The sequence below is a fragment of the Sandaracinaceae bacterium genome (genome assembly GCA_016706685.1).
Lineage (GTDB): Bacteria > Myxococcota_A > Polyangia > Polyangiales > Houyiibacteriaceae > JADJJE01.
Genome location: JADJJE010000018.1, coordinates 38,248 through 53,440 on the forward strand (window position 1 = coordinate 38,248; position 15,193 = coordinate 53,440).

The following is a 15,193-nucleotide window of genomic DNA, read 5'->3' on the forward strand; positions in this document are numbered from 1 at the left end:
CGCGCCCGCTCAATCGTTGCGCGGATCGTCGAGGCCGGCGTCGCGGTGTAGTGAGCGAACGAAGTCACGGGCCGCGTGGCGTCCGGCCCGCTTCAGCAGTTGGTTGCGCGCCGCCACCTCGAGGATGACGGCCATGTTCCGGCCCGGGCGCACGGGGATGCGCAGCATGGCGAGCTCCACCCCGAGCAGGGTGCGCCGCAGCTCGTCCAGCCCGAGCCGCTCGAAGTGGTCGGCGTCGTCCCAGTGGCAGAGCTCCACCACCAGCTCCACGGGGGCACGGTCACGCACGGCGGTGGCGCCGAAGAGATCGCGCACGTTCACGATGCCGATGCCGCGCAGCTCGATGTGGTAGCGCAGTCGCGGCGGCGGCGCGCCGTGGATCTCGTTGCTGGGCGTCCGTGTGAGCAGCACGTTGTCGTCCGCGATCAGGCGATGGCCGCGCTCCACCAGCGCCAGCGCCGTCTCGCTCTTGCCGATGCCGCTCGGGCCCGTGAGCAAGACGCCCACGCCGTGCACCTGCACCAGCACGCCGTGGACGGACTCGCGCGGCGCGAGGATGTCGTCGAGGGCGTTGTGCAGCGTGGCGATGGTGCCGCTCGAGCGCGGCTGCGAGACGGCGAGCGGGGTGCCCGTGGCCTCGGCCGACGCCAGCAGCTCGGGGAAGGGCGTGGCGCCACGGGTGACCACGATCAAGCTCGGGCCCATGGCCAACAGCACGCCCAGCTTCTTCTGCCGCTCGGCCTCGTCGAAGGTCTCGAGGTAGCTCATCTCCGTGCCGCCCAGCAGCTGCACGCGCGTGGGGACGAGCCCCACTCGGTGACCGGCCAGCACCAGGCCCGCCTTCTGGACCCGCGGGTGCGTGATGCGCCGCTCGAGCCCGGCGCTGCCCGCCACCAGCTGCATGTCGGCGGCCACCTTGGGGACCGCCAGCAGCTCCTGGGTGGTGGTGTGCCGGGGAGGCGCCGGGCGCGCGCTCGGCCCGCGTTCGTGCTCGCTCATGGCGCGAGGCTAGCAGGTTAGGTTCCTGCTAGACTCGCTCGCGTGTCGGGCTTGCACGTCGTCGTAGTCACGGGGCTCTCTGGAGCAGGGCGCAGCACTGCCCTGCGTGTGCTGGAAGACCTCGACTTCTTCTGCGTGGACAACCTGCCGCCCAGCCTGGCCCCGGCGCTTCTGGACACGCTCGCGGGAGACGCCGTCACGCGCGGGGTGGGCCTCGGCATCGACGTGCGCACGGGCGGGCTGCTGGAAGGAACCAGCGGCGTGCTGGACGGGCTCACCAGCAGCGGCCACCAGGTGGAGGTGCTCTTCCTGGACTGCGCGGACGAGATCTTGGTGCGGCGCTTCAGCGAGACGCGGCGCCCGCACAAGCTCGCGCCGGGCGGTGAGCTGTGGGAGGCCATCCAGACCGAGCGCACTCGGCTCTCCAAGCTGCGCGCCCGCGCCACGCACGTGGTGGACACCACCCGCTTGAGCGTGCACGACCTGCGCCGCGCCATCGTGGACTTCGTGGAGCGCGGGGCCGCGGGTGCGCGCATGGTCACGCGGGTGGTCTCGTTCGGCTTCAAGTACGGCATCCCCACGGACGCGGACCTGGTGTTCGACCTGCGCCACCTGCCAAACCCCTACTTCGAGCCGGCGCTGCGCGCCGAGAGCGGGCTCGACCCCAGCGTGGCGCGCTACGTGCTGGACGCGCCGGCCACCCAGGAGCTCTACGCGGACATCCGGCAGCTGCTGACGCACGCGCTGCCGCGCTACGAGAAAGAGGGCAAGAGCTACCTCACCATCGCGCTCGGCTGCACGGGCGGCAGGCACCGCTCGGTGGCCACGGCCGAGGCGCTGGGCGCCGAGCTGCGCACGCTCGGGCGCGAGACGTGGGTGGTGCACCGCGACGTCGAGCGGGTGAAGGGGTGAGCGAGCCCGGAGACCAGCGCGCCGAGGCCCGCGTCATGATCGTGAACCGCCTCGGACTCCATGCGCGCGCCGCGTCGAAGCTGGTGGCCCTGGCCTCGCGCTTCCGCGCCGCCGTGGAGCTCTCCAAGGACGAGCACCACGTGGACGCCAAGAGCATCATGGGCGTGCTGCTGTTGTGCGGGACGCCAGGCTCCACCATCACCGTGTCGGCGTGGGGCACGGACGCTCAAGCCGCCGTGGACGCGCTGGTGGCGCTGGTGAGCGACCGCTTCGGGGAGGCCGAGTGAGCGACGGCCTGTCGCTCCGGGGTGTGGCGGTGTCGGTGGGCATCGCGCTCGGGCCTGCGTGGGTCATGGCACGCGTCCGTCCTGCAGGAATCCGCCGAGTGGCCCGCGCTGGCGTCGCGTCCGAGCTGCGGCGCTTCGGGGCGGCCATCGAGCGCGCGCACGCCGAGCTGGAAGACGCCATCGCGGCCGCCGCGTCGGTCCCGAGCGCGCCGCTGCGCGACATCCTCGAGGCGCACCGGCAGCTCACCTGCGACCCCACGCTGCGCGCCCGTGTGGAGCGCCTGATCGGAGACGAGCTGCTGGACGCCGAGAGCGCGCTCCAGCAGGTGATGGGCGGCTTCGCCCGCACGCTCGAGACCTCCGACGGGGCGTACCTGCGCGAGCTGGCCCACGACATCGAGCAAGTCACCGGTTACTTGGTGGACGCCCTCGCGGGCCACAAGCCGGTGGCCGAGCCTCCGCCCGGGGTGGTGCTGGTGGTGCGTGACCTGCCTCCGCGCGAGGCGCTGCGCATGCGTGAGCGCGGCGTGGTGGGGTTGGTGGCCACGCGTGGGAGCGCCACCAGTCACACCGCCCTCTTGGCACGTGCGCTGGGCATCCCCGCCGTCGTGGGGGTGCGTGACGCGCTGACGTCCATCGAGACCGGCACGCCGCTGGCGGTGGACGGCTTCGCCGGGGTCTGCCTCGTGCGCCCGAGCGAGGAGCAACAGCTGCGCGCGCGCGCACGGGCCACGCGCTTCGACATGTTCCTGCGGGGGCTGGCCGACCGCGCGCACGAGCCGCTGCGGACAGCAGACGGCCACGCGGTGGACCTGCGCGCCAACATCGAGCTCCCGTCCGAGGGGAGCGCGCTCGGGGAGCGAGGCGCTGCGGGCGTCGGGCTCTTTCGCACCGAGTACCTCTTCCTGGCGGGGCCGAGCTTGCCCTCCGAAGGTGCCCAGGCGCGGTCCTATGCGCAGCTGCTGCGCGATGTGGCGCCGCACCCGGTGACCTTCCGCACCTTCGATCTGGGCGCCGACGAGCTGCGCGAGGGGCTCCCGCGGGCGGCGCGCGAGGGGCAGCCGTCTCCCAACCCTGCGCTCGCCCCACGTGGCCTGCGCTTCGCCCTCGAGTCGCACGAGCTGCTGCGCGCCCAGCTGCGCGCCACCTTGCGGGCCAGCGCCGAGGTCGACGGCGCCCGCGCCGAGCTGCTCTTCCCCATGGTCGTGAGCCGGCGCGATCTTCTCGCTGCGCTCGGCATCTACGCCGAGGAGCGCGAGGCCCTCACGCGCGCCGGCCTCGTGCTCCCGCCCATCCCCATCGGCGCCATGATCGAGGTCCCGGCTGCGGTGCTCATGGTGGACGTGTTCCTGCCACACGTGGACTTCGTGGCCATCGGCACCAACGACCTGCTCCAGTACAGCCTCGCCGTGGACCGCGCGGATCCGGCTTCGGCGCGCTGGGCGCGCGCGTTCGAGCCTGCGCTGCTGCGGGCCATCTACCACGTCATCGCCCAGGCCCAGCGCGCTGGGAAGCCCGTGCGGGTGTGCGGTGACGCGGCGGCGGATCCCATCGCCCTGCCCATCCTGCTCGGCCTCGGCGCGCGCCAGCTGTCGGTGCCTCCTCCAGCGCTGCCCGTGGCGGCGGCCACCATCCGGCGGCTGACCCTCGAAGGCCTCGAGCCTTTGGCCCAAGAGGCGATCCGCATGGGCGATGCAGCCGACGTGGAGCAGCGCGTGGTGGCGCAGCTGAGTGGTGTGCTGGCGGACCTTTGGGTGGAGCAGGGGTACTCGCCCGGCGAGGGGTGAGCGGGGGGATTGGCACCCACGGCTCGAGCCTGAAGAGTCTACACATCTTGCTAGGGGCCCAGTTCGCCTTGCAGCAAGGCACTATGGGCACCCCCGGCTGGAAGCCGAGGGCAGCAAACCAGGCCTGGGCGACCTGAAAGTCCGCCCCTGCGGGTCGGACTAGATGGCCGCGAGTCGGTGCCGTTCTACCAAGGGTACCCGGACCCCGGGTCTCGTTCCCTTGGGGCCGATGAGTTCACATCGGGAACCTCCAGTGGGTGCCTGTGTCCGGCCACCTTGGGTAGAACAAACCCCGCTGTCCGCCACGTAGTCCCCTGCCGCAGGCGGGGGACTTTCGGAAGTACGATCACGTGGTTTGCTGCCCACGGCTTCAGCCGTGGGTGCCCATTGTGGCTTGCAGCAAAGCGAATTGGCGCCGGCCGCTAGAGCACCCGCGCGCGCAGCTCTGGCGAGGGCACGATGCACGTGGTGCTGGCGCCGAACAGGCGGTACCGCACGCGCGCGAAGAGCCGGTACTGCAGGTTCAGGAGCACCAGCGGGACGAAGCGCAACAGCACCGCGACGCGGAACAGCGCTGGCCAGATCAGGCGCCCCGCCGCGCCGTCCAGGTGCAGGCGCTCGCGCTCCGTGCCCGCGTCGGTCACGAGGTAGACGCTGTCGATGTCGGTCGGGTCGTGCTGGTTCCGCGTGAGGATGGCCTGGCCCAGGGCGGACTGGATGTGCACGAAGAAGAAGCGCTCGGCGCGATCGTGCTTGGCGATGGTGGCGACCAGGCGGTTGCAGAAGATGCACAGCCCATCGACGAGGATGATCGACTTGCCGAGCGCCGCGGTGGGGAGCTGCGCGCCGGAGGTGAGCGTTGCGGTGTCCATGACCTCTCCACGCGCGGCGGCAGGGATCGGTTACACATGCCTTGGACCCGAGCTACTTCGCGCGCGTGCCAGGGGCGACGTCGTCGCTCGCGCCCAGCAGCCGCAGGCCGCCTTCCACGTCGGTGGCCAGGATCATGCCCTGCGACATGAGCCCCGCGAGCTTGCGGGGGGCCAGGTTGGCCACCACCACCACGCGCTTGCCCAGCATCTGCTCCGGGCTGAAGTGCTCGGCGATGCCCGCCACGATCTGCCGCGGCGTGCCTTCGCCGAGGTCCACCTCGAGGCGCAGCAGGCGGTCCTTCTTGGGCACCTTCTCGGCGCTGAGCACCAGGCCCACGCGCAGGTCCACCTTGGCGAAGTCGTCGAACTCGATGGTGCCGTCACCTGCGGACGCCGCGGTCTCGCTGGCCTCGGCCGCGGGCGCCTTGCTCTCTTGCGCCTGCGCGGCCTTGGCGCGCTTCTCGGCCTTGGTCGGCTTCGGGGCCGCGTCGGCCGCCGCCTCGGGCACCAGCCGCGCCAAGAGCGCCTCTTCCTGCTTCGCGTCGATCTTCGGGAATACGGGCTTGCCCGCGGTCACCTCGGTGCTGGCGGCCAGCTCACCGAAGCGCGAAGGCCAGGCGTCCACGCCCACGGCCGGCACCAACGGCCCGAGGCCGATCTGCGCGCGCAGCTCGTTGGCCTTGTTGGGCATCACGGGCGCCAGCATCAGCGACAGGAAGCGCACGCTCTCGAGCGTGACGTAGGCCACCTCGGCCAGGCGCCCGAGCTTCGCCTCGTCCTTGCTCAGGTTCCAGGGCTCCTCGTCGTTCACGTACTTGTTGGCCGCGTCGATGAGCTCCTTGATGGCGTCGAGCGCGCGGTTGATGTTCACGCCGTCGAGGCTCTCTCGCACCTGCGTGGCCACCGACTCCGCCAGCGCGGCCAGCGCTGCGTCGGCCCCGGTGAGCGTGCCCACGGCGGGCACCTTGCCGTCGAACTTCTTCAAGAACGGCAGGATGCGGTTCAGCAGGTTGCCGAGGCCGTTGCCCAGCTCGTTGTTGTAGCGAGCGATGAGGTTCTTGTGGTTGAAGTCGCCGTCCTGCCCGAAGCTCACCTCGCGCAGGAAGTAGTAGCGCAGGATGTCGCTGCCGAAGGCCTCCACCAGCGGCGCGGGCGGCAGGAAGTTGCCGAGGCCCTTGCTCATCTTCTCGCCGTTCACCGTGAGCCAGCCGTGCGCCCACACCTGCGAGGGCAGGCGGATGCCGGCGCTCATCAGGAACGCGGGCCAGAAGATGGTGTGGAAGCGCAGGATGTCCTTGCCCACGATGTGGACGATGTTCGCGTCGGCGCCCCAGAACTCGTCATACAGCGGCGCTTCGCCGGGCTCGGCTGGTCCACCCAGCGCGGAGAGGTAGTTGGTGAGCGCGTCCAGCCACACGTACATGACGTGGCTGGGCTCGTTCGGCACCGGGATGCCCCACGAGAAGCTCGAGCGCGAGATGCTGAGGTCCTTGAGGCCACTCCGCACGAAGCTCTTCACCTCGTTGAAGCGGCCCTCGGGCTTCACGAAGTCGGGGTGCGCGTCGTAGTAGGCGAGCAACTTGTCGGTGTAGGCGCTCAGCTTGAAGAAGTAGCTCTTCTCGCGGATCTTCTCGACCGGCTTCTTGTGGTCCGGGCAGATGTTCCCCTCGAGCAGCTCCTTCTCGGTCTTGAAGCTCTCGCAGCCCACGCAGTACCAGTCCTCGTAGTCGGCCAGGTAGATGTCGCCCGACGCCACGAGCTTCTCCCACAGGCGCCGCGCGCCCTGCTTGTGGCGCTCCGACGTGGTGCGGATGAAGTCGTCGTTGGTGATGTCGAGCAGCTTCCAGGCTTCCTCGAACGGCGGCACCATGCTGTCGACGAACTCCTGCGGCTCGCGGCCCAGCTCCTGGGCGCGGCGCTCGATCTTGAGCCCGTGCTCGTCGAGGCCCGTGAGGAAGCGCGTGGGCTGCCCGCGCAGGCGGTGGTAGCGCGCCAACATGTCCGCCGCCGCCGTGCTGTACGCGTGCCCGATGTGGGGCTTGTCGTTGACGTAGTAGATCGGGGTGGTGACGTAGAAGGGCTTCATGGTGCGCTCGGCTCTCCGGGACTGGCCTGTTACCAGGATTCCGGGGCATGGGCACCCCCCCGCTCGAGCGAGCCCGCGTGTTCGTCGTCACTCGGGCAGGAACCGCACGCACTGCTCGTCGGGCAGCGTGGGCTCGCGGGTGACGCGCAACAACGCCTCCCCGCGGTAGCCGCGAATCGCGATGCGGTACTCGCCGCGCACCACCTCGCTGGGATCGGCCGAGCGGAAGAGGGGCCGGCGTTCGAACACCACGGGCAAGAACGAACACTCGCGGCAGACGGGAGCCAGCTGGGGGCAGCGTCGTTCCTCGAAGGTGATCAGCGCGCCGCGTCCCTCGTGCGTGGTGGAGGAGGCCAAGAAGTTGAACGCCACCACCCACTCACAGCGCATCGAGCCGGTTCCGTGCCAGTACCCTGCCACCTCGGCGATGTCGGCGACATTGACCTGAACCGGGATGCACAAGTCGATGTAGTGGAACGCGCCTCCGAACTCGCGCGGATCACAGTCGTCGAGTGACAGCGGCCCGAGGTCCACGCCGATGTCGGCGGAGCACTCGACCGGCCCAGCGTCGGTGCGTTCGCCCACTTCGTGGCTCAGCGCGCAGCCAGCCCCGAGTGCGGCCAGCGCGACCACGACGAAGGCCACACGTCCCGTCACGGTGGCATCACCATCCGAGCGGTGAAGCCATCTACACACGGCTCCATGTCTGCGCACCCTGAGTCGTCACTTGGGCGGAACATCCGATAGACGACCCACGGGGGGATGCTCCCCTCGCCAGGGTCGGTGTAGGGATCACCGCGGTCGGGGTCGGTGCCTCCGCTCACCACGACCAGCCAGTAGCCACTGCACTCTCCGAACTGCGCTGACGAAGCGCCGAGAAGCAAGTGCCCTTCATCTATCGCCAACTCGCTGGAGTAGTAGAGCGTCGCGCGATCCAGCGTGGAGTCGTCGGACGGAAGGTCGAATGGAATGCTCACCGTCCCGATCTGAGCATCCGCAGTCATGAGTGCGCACGTGAAGCCCTCGATTCCAACGCCAACATTGGACATGGAAATTCGCGCTCCGGGGACCATGGGGTCGAAGTCCGAGCAACGCGGATAGTCATCGTAGCCAATCGCGAACGACAGCACTGTGTCGTAGTAGGGGATGCCTGGAGCGCCTACTCGGTCGACGAGTTCAATGACGGGCATCTCGCGGCGAAGGTGGTAACAGTCGTTGGTATGATCACACCCTACCAGGATCAACGTGGCGAACGACGCGGTGATGTGCGTGGCTCGGGTGCGAGTGGATAACGATGTCATATGCCCCAATGGTGCACGACGAACGCCACATGTCGCTTCACGGTTGCATCACCATCCGCGCGGTGAAGCCATCCACGCACGGCTCCATATCCACGCACCCTGGGTCGTCGCTCGGGCGGAACATCCGATAGACGGTCCAAGGGGGGAGGCTCCCCTCGCCAGGGTCGGTGTAGGGATCACCGCTGTCGGGGTCGATGCCGGAGCTCACCACGACCAGCCAGTAGCCGCTGCACTCTCCGAACTGCGCTGATGAAGCGCCGAGAAGCAAGTCGCCTTCGCCTCTCCGCAGCTCGCTGAAGTAGTAGAGCGTGGCGCCATCCAGCATGGAGTCGTCGAACGGAAGGGCGAATGGAATGCTCACTGCCCCGATCTGAGCATCCGCAGTCATGAGTGTGCAGACAAAGCGCTCGGCCCCAACGCCAACATTGGACATGGAAATACGCGCTCCGGGGACCATGGGGTCAAAGGCGGAGCACCGCGGATAGCGCTCGTAGCCGATCGCGAACGAGAGCACTGTGTCGTAGTAGGGAATACCTGGAGCGCCTATTCGATCGACGAGTTCAATGACGGGCATCTCGCGACGCAGGTGGAAACAGTCGTTAGTATGCTCACATCCTGCCAGGATCAACGTGGCGAACGACACGATGATGTGCGTGGCTAGGGTGCGGGAACACCGCGATGTCATGCGCGCCCAATGGTGCGCGCAGAATCGCCAATGCGTGGCCGTCACGAGCGGGAGCGTCACCCCATCACGGACACCAGCACCCCATTCGCTCACGGAATGTCCCAACGCTCGTCGTCCTTGACCGACAGTGTCGATGTCCCTCAGCTCGAAGTCAACGCTGGGCGGGTCCCGGCCTGCACCTGCCGGACCTGCCAGCGCGGCTCAGCGGAGGGGACTGCCCACCACTCGAACCGTCGTTCCCCATGATCACGTGCCCCCCGCGTGGATTGGGTTGACGCGCAGACCACCCGCGCGGCAGGTTTGGGCCATGCGGTACAAGAAATCGGCCGTGAGCTCGTCTCAGATCGTGCAAGCGGCCATCCGGGTGCTCGCGCGTCAGGGCTACGCGCGCACCAGCCTGATGGACATCGCGCGCGAGGCGGGGATGAGCAAGGGGGCGGTGCACTACCACTTCCCCACCAAGGAGTCGCTCATCGAGGTGGTGCTCACCACGGCCACGGACGCGGTGCAGCAGCGCACCATCGCGGCGTGGAGCTCGGGAGGGGACCCGCTGCAGTCGCTGCACAACAGCCTGGAAGAGCTGTGGAAGGCGCGCGCCGAGCGCACCGACGAAGCCCTGGTGGTGGCCGACCTGCTGGCCCAGAGCCTGTACGACGACAACCTGCGCCCGCACCTGGCGGACTACTACCGGCTCGCGGCCGAGCAGATCTACGAGTACCTCAGCGCCGAGCTCAACCGGATTGGCATCAAGCCCGCCATCCCCATGGAGATCCTGCCGCGCATCGTCATCGGGCTGTTGGACGGGCTGGTGATGCAGGCCTTCGTGGAGCCCGACGTGCTCAACGCCGCGGACGTGGTGCGCGCGGTGGAGTCGCTGGGCCTCGCGCTCTTCGGCGTGGCGAGGCCGCCCGCGTGACGCTCCGCGAGCCGGCCGGCGCCGGAGCCGGCACCTACTTCGAGGGCATCCACGCGCAGCCCCACGCGCTGTCCGTGCTCACGTCGGCGCTGCGCACGGGGCGCGTGGCCTCGTCGTATCTCTTCGAGGGCCCCGCTGGGGTGGGCAAGCAGCTGGCGGCACTGGCGCTGGCCAAGGCGCACCTCACGCAGCTCGGGGCCAGCCCCGACACCATGCTGCGCGTGGCGAGCGGCAACCACCCCGACGTGCGCGTGTTCGAGCCCCGTGAAGAGGGCAAGGGCAACGTGCAGGTGGCGTACCTGCGCGAGGAGATCCTGCCGCTCGCGCAGTACGCGCCCTTCGAGGCGCAGGCCACGTTCTTCATCTTCCCGCGCGCCGACGTGTCGTTCCCCGAGACGGTGCCAGGGGCCGCCAACGCGCTGCTCAAGACGCTGGAGGAGCCGCGCCAGGCGGTGCACTTCATCCTCTTGGCCGAGCGCCCGGACCGGCTGCTGTCCACCATCCGCTCGCGCTGCCAGCGGGTGCGCTTCTACCCGCTGCCGCACGAAGAGCTGGAGCGCATCCTGGCGAAGCACGACATCGCCCCCGAGCTGCGTGGCCCCGCCATCGCGCTGTCCGGTGGGAGCGCCGAGCGCGCGCTGCGGCTGTCCGAAGACGGCGTGGCCGACCGGCTGCTGAAGCTCGCCTTCCAGGTGGACGACGTGACGCGCGGCGCTCGGGTGGGGGACTACGTGGACGCGGCCGCCGCGCTCGCGGCCGAGACCGATGTGCAGCAGGGCCTCGACACGCTGGTGGCCTTCTACCGCGACATCGCCGCGGCCGCGCTGGGCGCTCGCCCCGAGGAGCTGGCCTTCCGCCACGTGGCCGGCGAGATCGAAGCGCGCGCTCGCACCCTGGGCGCACGTCGCGCAGCGGCACGCGTAGCGGCCATCACCTCGGTGTTCGAGGGCCTCGACCGCAACGCCAACCCACGCGTCACCATGGACGCCCTAGTCTACGAGCTCCGCCATGCGCACTAAGCCCCCGCCCCCGCCGCCCGAGCCGCCGTTCGACGCCATCCTGCTGGTCTCCTTCGGCGGCCCCGAGGGCCCGGACGACGTCATGCCGTTCCTCGAGAACGTCACCCGCGGCAAGCCCGTGCCGCGCGAGCGCCTCTTGGCGGTGGCCGAGCACTACCACCACTTCGGCGGCAAGAGCCCCATCAACGACCACTGCCGCGAGCTCATCGCGGCGCTGCGCGTGGAGCTCACGGCGCATGGCGTGGACCTGCCCATCTACTGGGGCAACCGCAACTGGCACCCGCTGCTGCCCGACACGCTGCGCGAGATGCAGCGCGATGGCGTGCAGCGCGCGGTGGCGGTGTTCACCAGCGCCTTCAGCAGCTACAGCGGCTGCCGGCAATACCAAGAGAACATCGCGGCGGCGCAGGCCGAGGTGGGGCAGGGCGCTCCGCGCGTGGACAAGGTGCGGCCGTTCTTCCACCACCCCGGCTTCCTGCAGGCCGTCACCGAGCGCACGCGCGACGCGCTGGCCACGCTGCCCGAAGCGCAGCGCGCACAGGCGCACTTCCTCTTCACGGCGCACAGCATCCCCAACGCCATGGCGGCCACGTGCGCCTACGAGGCGCAGCTCGCGGAAGCCTCACGCATCGTCGCGGACGCGGTGGGCGCCGCCAGCCACGAGCTGGTGTACCAGAGCCGCTCGGGCCCGCCGCAGGTGCCGTGGCTCGAGCCCGACGTCACCGACCACCTGGCCACCGTGGCGGCGCGCGGTGTCTCCGCCGTGGTGGTGGTGCCCATCGGGTTTCTGTCCGACCACGTGGAGGTGCTTTGGGACCTCGACGAAGAGGCGCGCGAGAAGGCGCTGTCGCTGGGGCTCACGTTCGCGCGTGCCGGCACGGTGGGCTCGCACCCGGCCTTCGTGGCGGCGCTGCGCGAGCTGGTGCAGGAGCGGCTCATCGAGAGCACGGAGGCGCGGGTCACGCCGCGCTTCGTGGGCGTGGGGCCAGCGCTGCCATCCACGTGTCCGCCCGGCTGCTGCGCCTACAACCCGCAGAGGCCTATGGCGCGACCGTCGTGACCGTCAGCTCGCGGCACACGGCGCTCCCTTGGTCGAAGCCGGGAGTCCCGGTGCTCTGGCGGCCCGTGATGCCTGCGACCAGCCAGCCGACCGGGCAGGCGCCCGGGTTCAGCGTGGTGAATCGCGGCACGCCCAGCGTGGTGACCGGGCCGCGCGCGAGCCCGTAGGCCCCTTGTGAGCCCGTGATGGTCAGGCTGGTGCACTCGATCATGCCGCCCGTCGAGTAGATGCGCGTCACGAACGTGTCCTCCGGACAGACCAGGTCCGACGTGGAGGTGGTCCAGCTGCTCGATGCCGTGTTGTCCCCCACCAACGCCGCGTTCGAGGTGAACCCGGTGGTGGTGACCACGTAGGAGAACGGCGCCGGCGCCACGCTCTCGACCGCCGGTGTGGCACAGATGGCCCTCATGCCGTTGAGAGGCCCATCCCCCATGCCCCCCATGTAGAGGACCACGTGGAGTCGAACCCCAACCATGTATTGGCCGGCCGCGCAGAGGCCGCTCTCGGCGCTCGACGAGCCGTTGGTGGCGTTGAACTCGATCGTGCTCTGGCCGGCCCCCGCCGCGAGGCCGTTGGCGCACAGCTCGTCGGTCCGGTTGTCGCAGTCGTCGTTGACGGCGTTGCAGATGTCCGTGGCGCTCGGGTTCACCGTCATGAGCGCGTCGTTGCAGTCGGTCCTGGGGAACCCCATGGTGCACATCGCGCCGCTCGTCCGGGCGAAGCCATCTTGGTCCGCGTCTTCGCTCGTCTGCACCGCGCCTCCGACTGAGCAGTCCGAGTCGATGCGGTCGCACGTCTCGGTCGCGCCGGGGTAGGTCGTCTCCTCGGCGTCGTCGCAGTCGTCTTCGGGGAGCCCGCCGCTGCAGCTGCCGCCGATGGGGGCGTGACCGTCGCTGTCACCGTCTTCGGCGGTGTCCACTCCGCCGCCGAGAGAGCAGTCGTCGTCGCGCCGATTGCACACTTCCGCGGCGCCCGGGTACATGATCATGTCCGTGTCGTCGCAGTCGTCGGCGGGGAAGCCGCCGTTGCATGCCGCGCCGATGGGTGCGTGGGCATCCATGTCGGCGTCCTCGGACGCCACGAGGCCTCCGCCCGACGAGCAGTCGTTGTCGAGGCGGTCACACAGCTCGGGCGCGCCTTGGTACACGCTCCCTACCGCGTCGTCACAGTCGTCGCGTGGCAGGTCGCCCAGAGAACAGGCGGCGTCGAGCGCCGCATGCCCGTCCATGTCCACGTCCTCGAGGGGCTCCGCGCCGCCGCCGTCCGAGCAGTTGTTGTCCACGCGGTCGCACAGCTCCGGCGCGCTCGGGAAGGTGGTCGCGGCGTCGTCGTCACAGTCGGTCGCGCGGGTGCTGCGGCCTGCGACGGGGACGCAGGACAAGACCGTGGGCTCGCCCGGGTCGCCGTAGGTGTCGCCGTCCGCGTCCACGTACCAGGGGACGTCCACGGTGCCCTCGTCCGTGCGCGTGTCGCAGTCGTTGTCGAGCACGTCGCAGATCTCGGGGGCGCCCGGGTTGCTCGCGGCGTTGCCGTCGTCGCAGTCGCTGTTGTTGCTCACGAGGTTGCCGCCGGTCACGCAGCCCATCACGGGGGCAGCGCTCGCGTCGCCCGCGCCGTCTTGATCCACGTCGGGGTACAGGTTGGAGATCAGGTCCTCGTCGGTGTCCCCGTCGCAGTCGTTGTCGAACGTGTCGCACACCTCGGAGGTGTTCGGGTTCACCGTGGGGTTGTTGTCGTTGCAGTCCGTGCCGCAGTTCAGGGCGTCGCCGTCCACGTTGCAGCAGCGGTCGTCCGGCGTGTTGTCCATGTCCTGGTCGCGGTAGCCGAACGTCAGCGGGTCGCAGTCTTCGTCGTGCTGGGTGGTGTCGCAGACCTCGGTGTTGCCGGGGAAGCGCAGCGAGTCCGAGTCGTCGCAGTCGTCGCCGCCGCAGAGCAACGCGCGGTGCCCGTCGCTGTCGGCGTCCTGCGTCACCGCGCAGTCGGTGGTGCACGCCTCTTCGGCCTCCGAGCAGAGCTGCCCCGCGAGGCAGGCGCCCCCTGCGGGAGCCACGCAGCCGCGCGCATCGGCGGAGGGGGAAGCCGGGGCGCACACGCTGACGCCCGTGCAGAAGAGGCCGTCGTCGCAGTCGTCGGCGGTCACGCACAGCGCGCCGGCGTCGTCGCCCGGGGCGGGGCCGTCGCCTCCGCAGGAGGCGAGCGTGAAGAGCAGGAGGACAGCGGCGCGGGGGGGAAGCTGCGAAGCCATGCGCCACGATATCACGGCTCCGCTCTGGACCCCCGGAGATGCCACGCAGACGGCGCCGTGCGTGGTATCAAGGCAATTCGTGGACTGGAACGACGTCCGATACTTCCTGGCGCTGGCCCACACCGGCACCGTCCGAGCGGCGGGCGTGGCGCTCGGCGTCAGCCACTCCACCGTGCTGCGTCGCGTGGAGGCGCTGGAAGAGCGCCTCGGCGCGCGCCTGTTCGACCGCAGCCGCGATGGCTACACGCTGTCCGACGCCGGGCGCCAGATGCTCGCGGGGGCGGAGCGCATCGAGGCCGAGATGGCCGCCCTCGAGCGCGGCGTGGTGGGCCAGGACGAGCGCCTGCAGGGGCCCGTCAGCATCACGTGCAGCGATGCCTACATGTCGCGCATCCTCGTGACGGCGCTGGCAGGGCTCACCCGCGAGCACCCCGGCATAGAGCTCGCGCTCACCATCGACGGCCGCCCCTTCGACCTGGCGCGGCGCGAAGCGGACATCGCGGTACGAGCGCTGGCGGTCGATGGCGTGCCCCCCGAGTTTCTGCTGGGACAGAAGGTGGTCCCCATCATGCTCTCTAGCTACGTGGGCGTGGCGCACGCCGCCAGGTTGGATCCGGAGCTGCCCGGCAGCAGCCCGCGCTGGGCCTCCTACGACGACCGCAAGCTGCAGGAGTCCATGATCGCGGGCTCGAGCCATCCGAGCGTGCCGGCGTGGGGCTCGTTCGCCTCGGTGGAGCTCATGGTGCAGGCCGCCGAGCACGGACTCGGGCTCGCCATGCTGCCCACCTACGTGGGCGACCGCGTGCCCGCGCTGCGCCGACTCGCGCGTCCCGACCTGCGCCACGTGGGGGACTTCTGGGTGCTGAGCCACCCCGACCTGCGCGACAACGCCCGTATTCGGAAGACGCGCGCCGCCGTGGCGGACGCACTGCGGGCCGAAGCCACGCTGTTCCGCGGCACCCCTGACCAGTGAGATGGTGCGCGCCTGCACCAGCCCGTCCCGAACTCACACCGAGCGTGGCGC

The 15,193-nt window shown here is 70.1% G+C and carries 14 protein-coding genes; 7 read left to right on the forward strand and 7 right to left on the reverse strand.

The window, feature by feature from the left end; all coding sequences use genetic code 11:
* Positions 1–9 precede the first annotated feature (9 nt).
* The gene (gene hprK / locus IPI43_21820) at positions 10–999 is read right to left on the reverse strand and encodes an HPr(Ser) kinase/phosphatase (protein ID MBK7776736.1); all 990 of its coding nucleotides are present in this window, start codon (positions 997–999) and stop codon (positions 10–12) included.
* A gap of 42 nt (positions 1,000–1,041) precedes the next feature.
* Here hprK and rapZ point away from each other — a divergent pair, with 42 nt between their 5' ends.
* Genes rapZ through ptsP form a run of 3 tightly spaced genes read left to right on the forward strand, consistent with a single transcriptional unit; the run spans position 1,042 to position 3,985 of the window.
* Positions 1,042–1,911 carry an RNase adapter RapZ gene (gene rapZ, locus IPI43_21825; GenBank protein ID MBK7776737.1) on the forward strand — a complete coding sequence of 290 codons (870 nt, stop codon included), beginning with the start codon at positions 1,042–1,044 and terminating at the stop codon, positions 1,909–1,911.
* A gap of 35 nt (positions 1,912–1,946) precedes the next feature.
* Positions 1,947–2,198 (forward strand): HPr family phosphocarrier protein, encoded by a 252-nt coding sequence (locus IPI43_21830; protein ID MBK7776738.1) that lies wholly within the window; start codon positions 1,947–1,949, stop codon positions 2,196–2,198.
* On the forward strand, positions 2,195–3,985 hold the full coding sequence (gene ptsP, locus IPI43_21835; protein ID MBK7776739.1) for a phosphoenolpyruvate--protein phosphotransferase: 1,791 nt from the start codon (positions 2,195–2,197) through the stop codon (positions 3,983–3,985). Before IPI43_21830 ends, ptsP begins: the two co-directional genes overlap by 4 nt.
* A gap of 422 nt (positions 3,986–4,407) precedes the next feature.
* Here ptsP and IPI43_21840 read toward each other — a convergent pair whose 3' ends face one another.
* The 5 genes from IPI43_21840 to IPI43_21860 all read right to left on the reverse strand — a co-directional run bounded on the left by IPI43_21840 (position 4,408) and on the right by IPI43_21860 (position 8,887).
* Entirely contained in the window at positions 4,408–4,857 is a 450-nt protein-coding gene (locus IPI43_21840) for a DUF393 domain-containing protein (GenBank protein MBK7776740.1), read from the reverse strand.
* 52 nt (positions 4,858–4,909) lie between these two features.
* Positions 4,910–6,943, reverse strand: a complete 2,034-nt coding sequence (gene metG / locus IPI43_21845) for a methionine--tRNA ligase (protein MBK7776741.1) — start codon at positions 6,941–6,943, stop codon at positions 4,910–4,912.
* An 87-nt stretch (positions 6,944–7,030) separates the two neighbouring features.
* Positions 7,031–7,600 (reverse strand): hypothetical protein, encoded by a 570-nt coding sequence (locus IPI43_21850; protein MBK7776742.1) that lies wholly within the window; start codon positions 7,598–7,600, stop codon positions 7,031–7,033.
* Entirely contained in the window at positions 7,597–8,133 is a 537-nt protein-coding gene (locus IPI43_21855) for a hypothetical protein (GenBank protein MBK7776743.1), read from the reverse strand. Before IPI43_21855 ends, IPI43_21850 begins: the two co-directional genes overlap by 4 nt.
* A gap of 148 nt (positions 8,134–8,281) precedes the next feature.
* A complete protein-coding gene (locus IPI43_21860; GenBank protein ID MBK7776744.1) occupies positions 8,282–8,887 on the reverse strand; it encodes a hypothetical protein in 606 nt (201 codons plus the stop codon).
* Positions 8,888–9,236: 349 nt separating this feature from the next.
* On the opposite strand from IPI43_21860, the gene IPI43_21865 reads away from it, so the two are divergent.
* The 3 genes from IPI43_21865 to IPI43_21875 are packed head-to-tail and all read left to right on the forward strand — an operon-like array spanning position 9,237 to position 11,924.
* Complete coding sequence (locus tag IPI43_21865) at positions 9,237–9,845, forward strand: TetR/AcrR family transcriptional regulator (GenBank protein MBK7776745.1); 609 nt, start codon at positions 9,237–9,239, stop codon at positions 9,843–9,845.
* Entirely contained in the window at positions 9,842–10,864 is a 1,023-nt protein-coding gene (locus tag IPI43_21870; GenBank protein ID MBK7776746.1) for an AAA family ATPase, read from the forward strand. The genes IPI43_21865 and IPI43_21870 overlap by 4 nt, the downstream gene beginning before the upstream one ends.
* A complete protein-coding gene (locus tag IPI43_21875) occupies positions 10,854–11,924 on the forward strand; it encodes a ferrochelatase (GenBank protein ID MBK7776747.1) in 1,071 nt (356 codons plus the stop codon). Before IPI43_21870 ends, IPI43_21875 begins: the two co-directional genes overlap by 11 nt.
* Here the strand turns inward: IPI43_21875 and IPI43_21880 are convergent.
* Positions 11,905–14,169, reverse strand: coding sequence for a putative metal-binding motif-containing protein (locus IPI43_21880; GenBank protein ID MBK7776748.1), 2,265 nt, complete (start codon positions 14,167–14,169; stop codon positions 11,905–11,907). The genes IPI43_21875 and IPI43_21880 overlap by 20 nt on opposite strands.
* Between IPI43_21880 and IPI43_21885 the strand changes: the two genes are divergently transcribed.
* On the forward strand, positions 14,168–15,142 hold the full coding sequence (locus IPI43_21885) for a LysR family transcriptional regulator (protein ID MBK7776749.1): 975 nt from the start codon (positions 14,168–14,170) through the stop codon (positions 15,140–15,142). The genes IPI43_21880 and IPI43_21885 overlap by 2 nt on opposite strands.
* Positions 15,143–15,193: the final 51 nt, after the last annotated feature.

Excerpts from the sequence above, each read along its gene's own strand:
- metG (MBK7776741.1), bottom strand. The coding sequence starts at position 6,943 with ATGAAGCCCTTCTACGTCACCACCCCGATCTACTACGTCAACGACAAG.
- IPI43_21875 (MBK7776747.1), top strand. The coding sequence starts at position 10,854 with ATGCGCACTAAGCCCCCGCCCCCGCCGCCCGAGCCGCCGTTCGACGCC.
- IPI43_21855 (MBK7776743.1), bottom strand. The coding sequence starts at position 8,133 with ATGCCCGTCATTGAACTCGTCGACCGAGTAGGCGCTCCAGGCATCCCC.
- IPI43_21865 (MBK7776745.1), top strand. The coding sequence starts at position 9,237 with ATGCGGTACAAGAAATCGGCCGTGAGCTCGTCTCAGATCGTGCAAGCG.
- hprK (MBK7776736.1), bottom strand. The coding sequence starts at position 999 with ATGAGCGAGCACGAACGCGGGCCGAGCGCGCGCCCGGCGCCTCCCCGG.
- IPI43_21840 (MBK7776740.1), bottom strand. The coding sequence starts at position 4,857 with ATGGACACCGCAACGCTCACCTCCGGCGCGCAGCTCCCCACCGCGGCG.
- IPI43_21880 (MBK7776748.1), bottom strand. The coding sequence starts at position 14,169 with ATGGCTTCGCAGCTTCCCCCCCGCGCCGCTGTCCTCCTGCTCTTCACG.
- IPI43_21830 (MBK7776738.1), top strand. The coding sequence starts at position 1,947 with ATGATCGTGAACCGCCTCGGACTCCATGCGCGCGCCGCGTCGAAGCTG.
- IPI43_21885 (MBK7776749.1), top strand. The coding sequence starts at position 14,168 with ATGCGCCACGATATCACGGCTCCGCTCTGGACCCCCGGAGATGCCACG.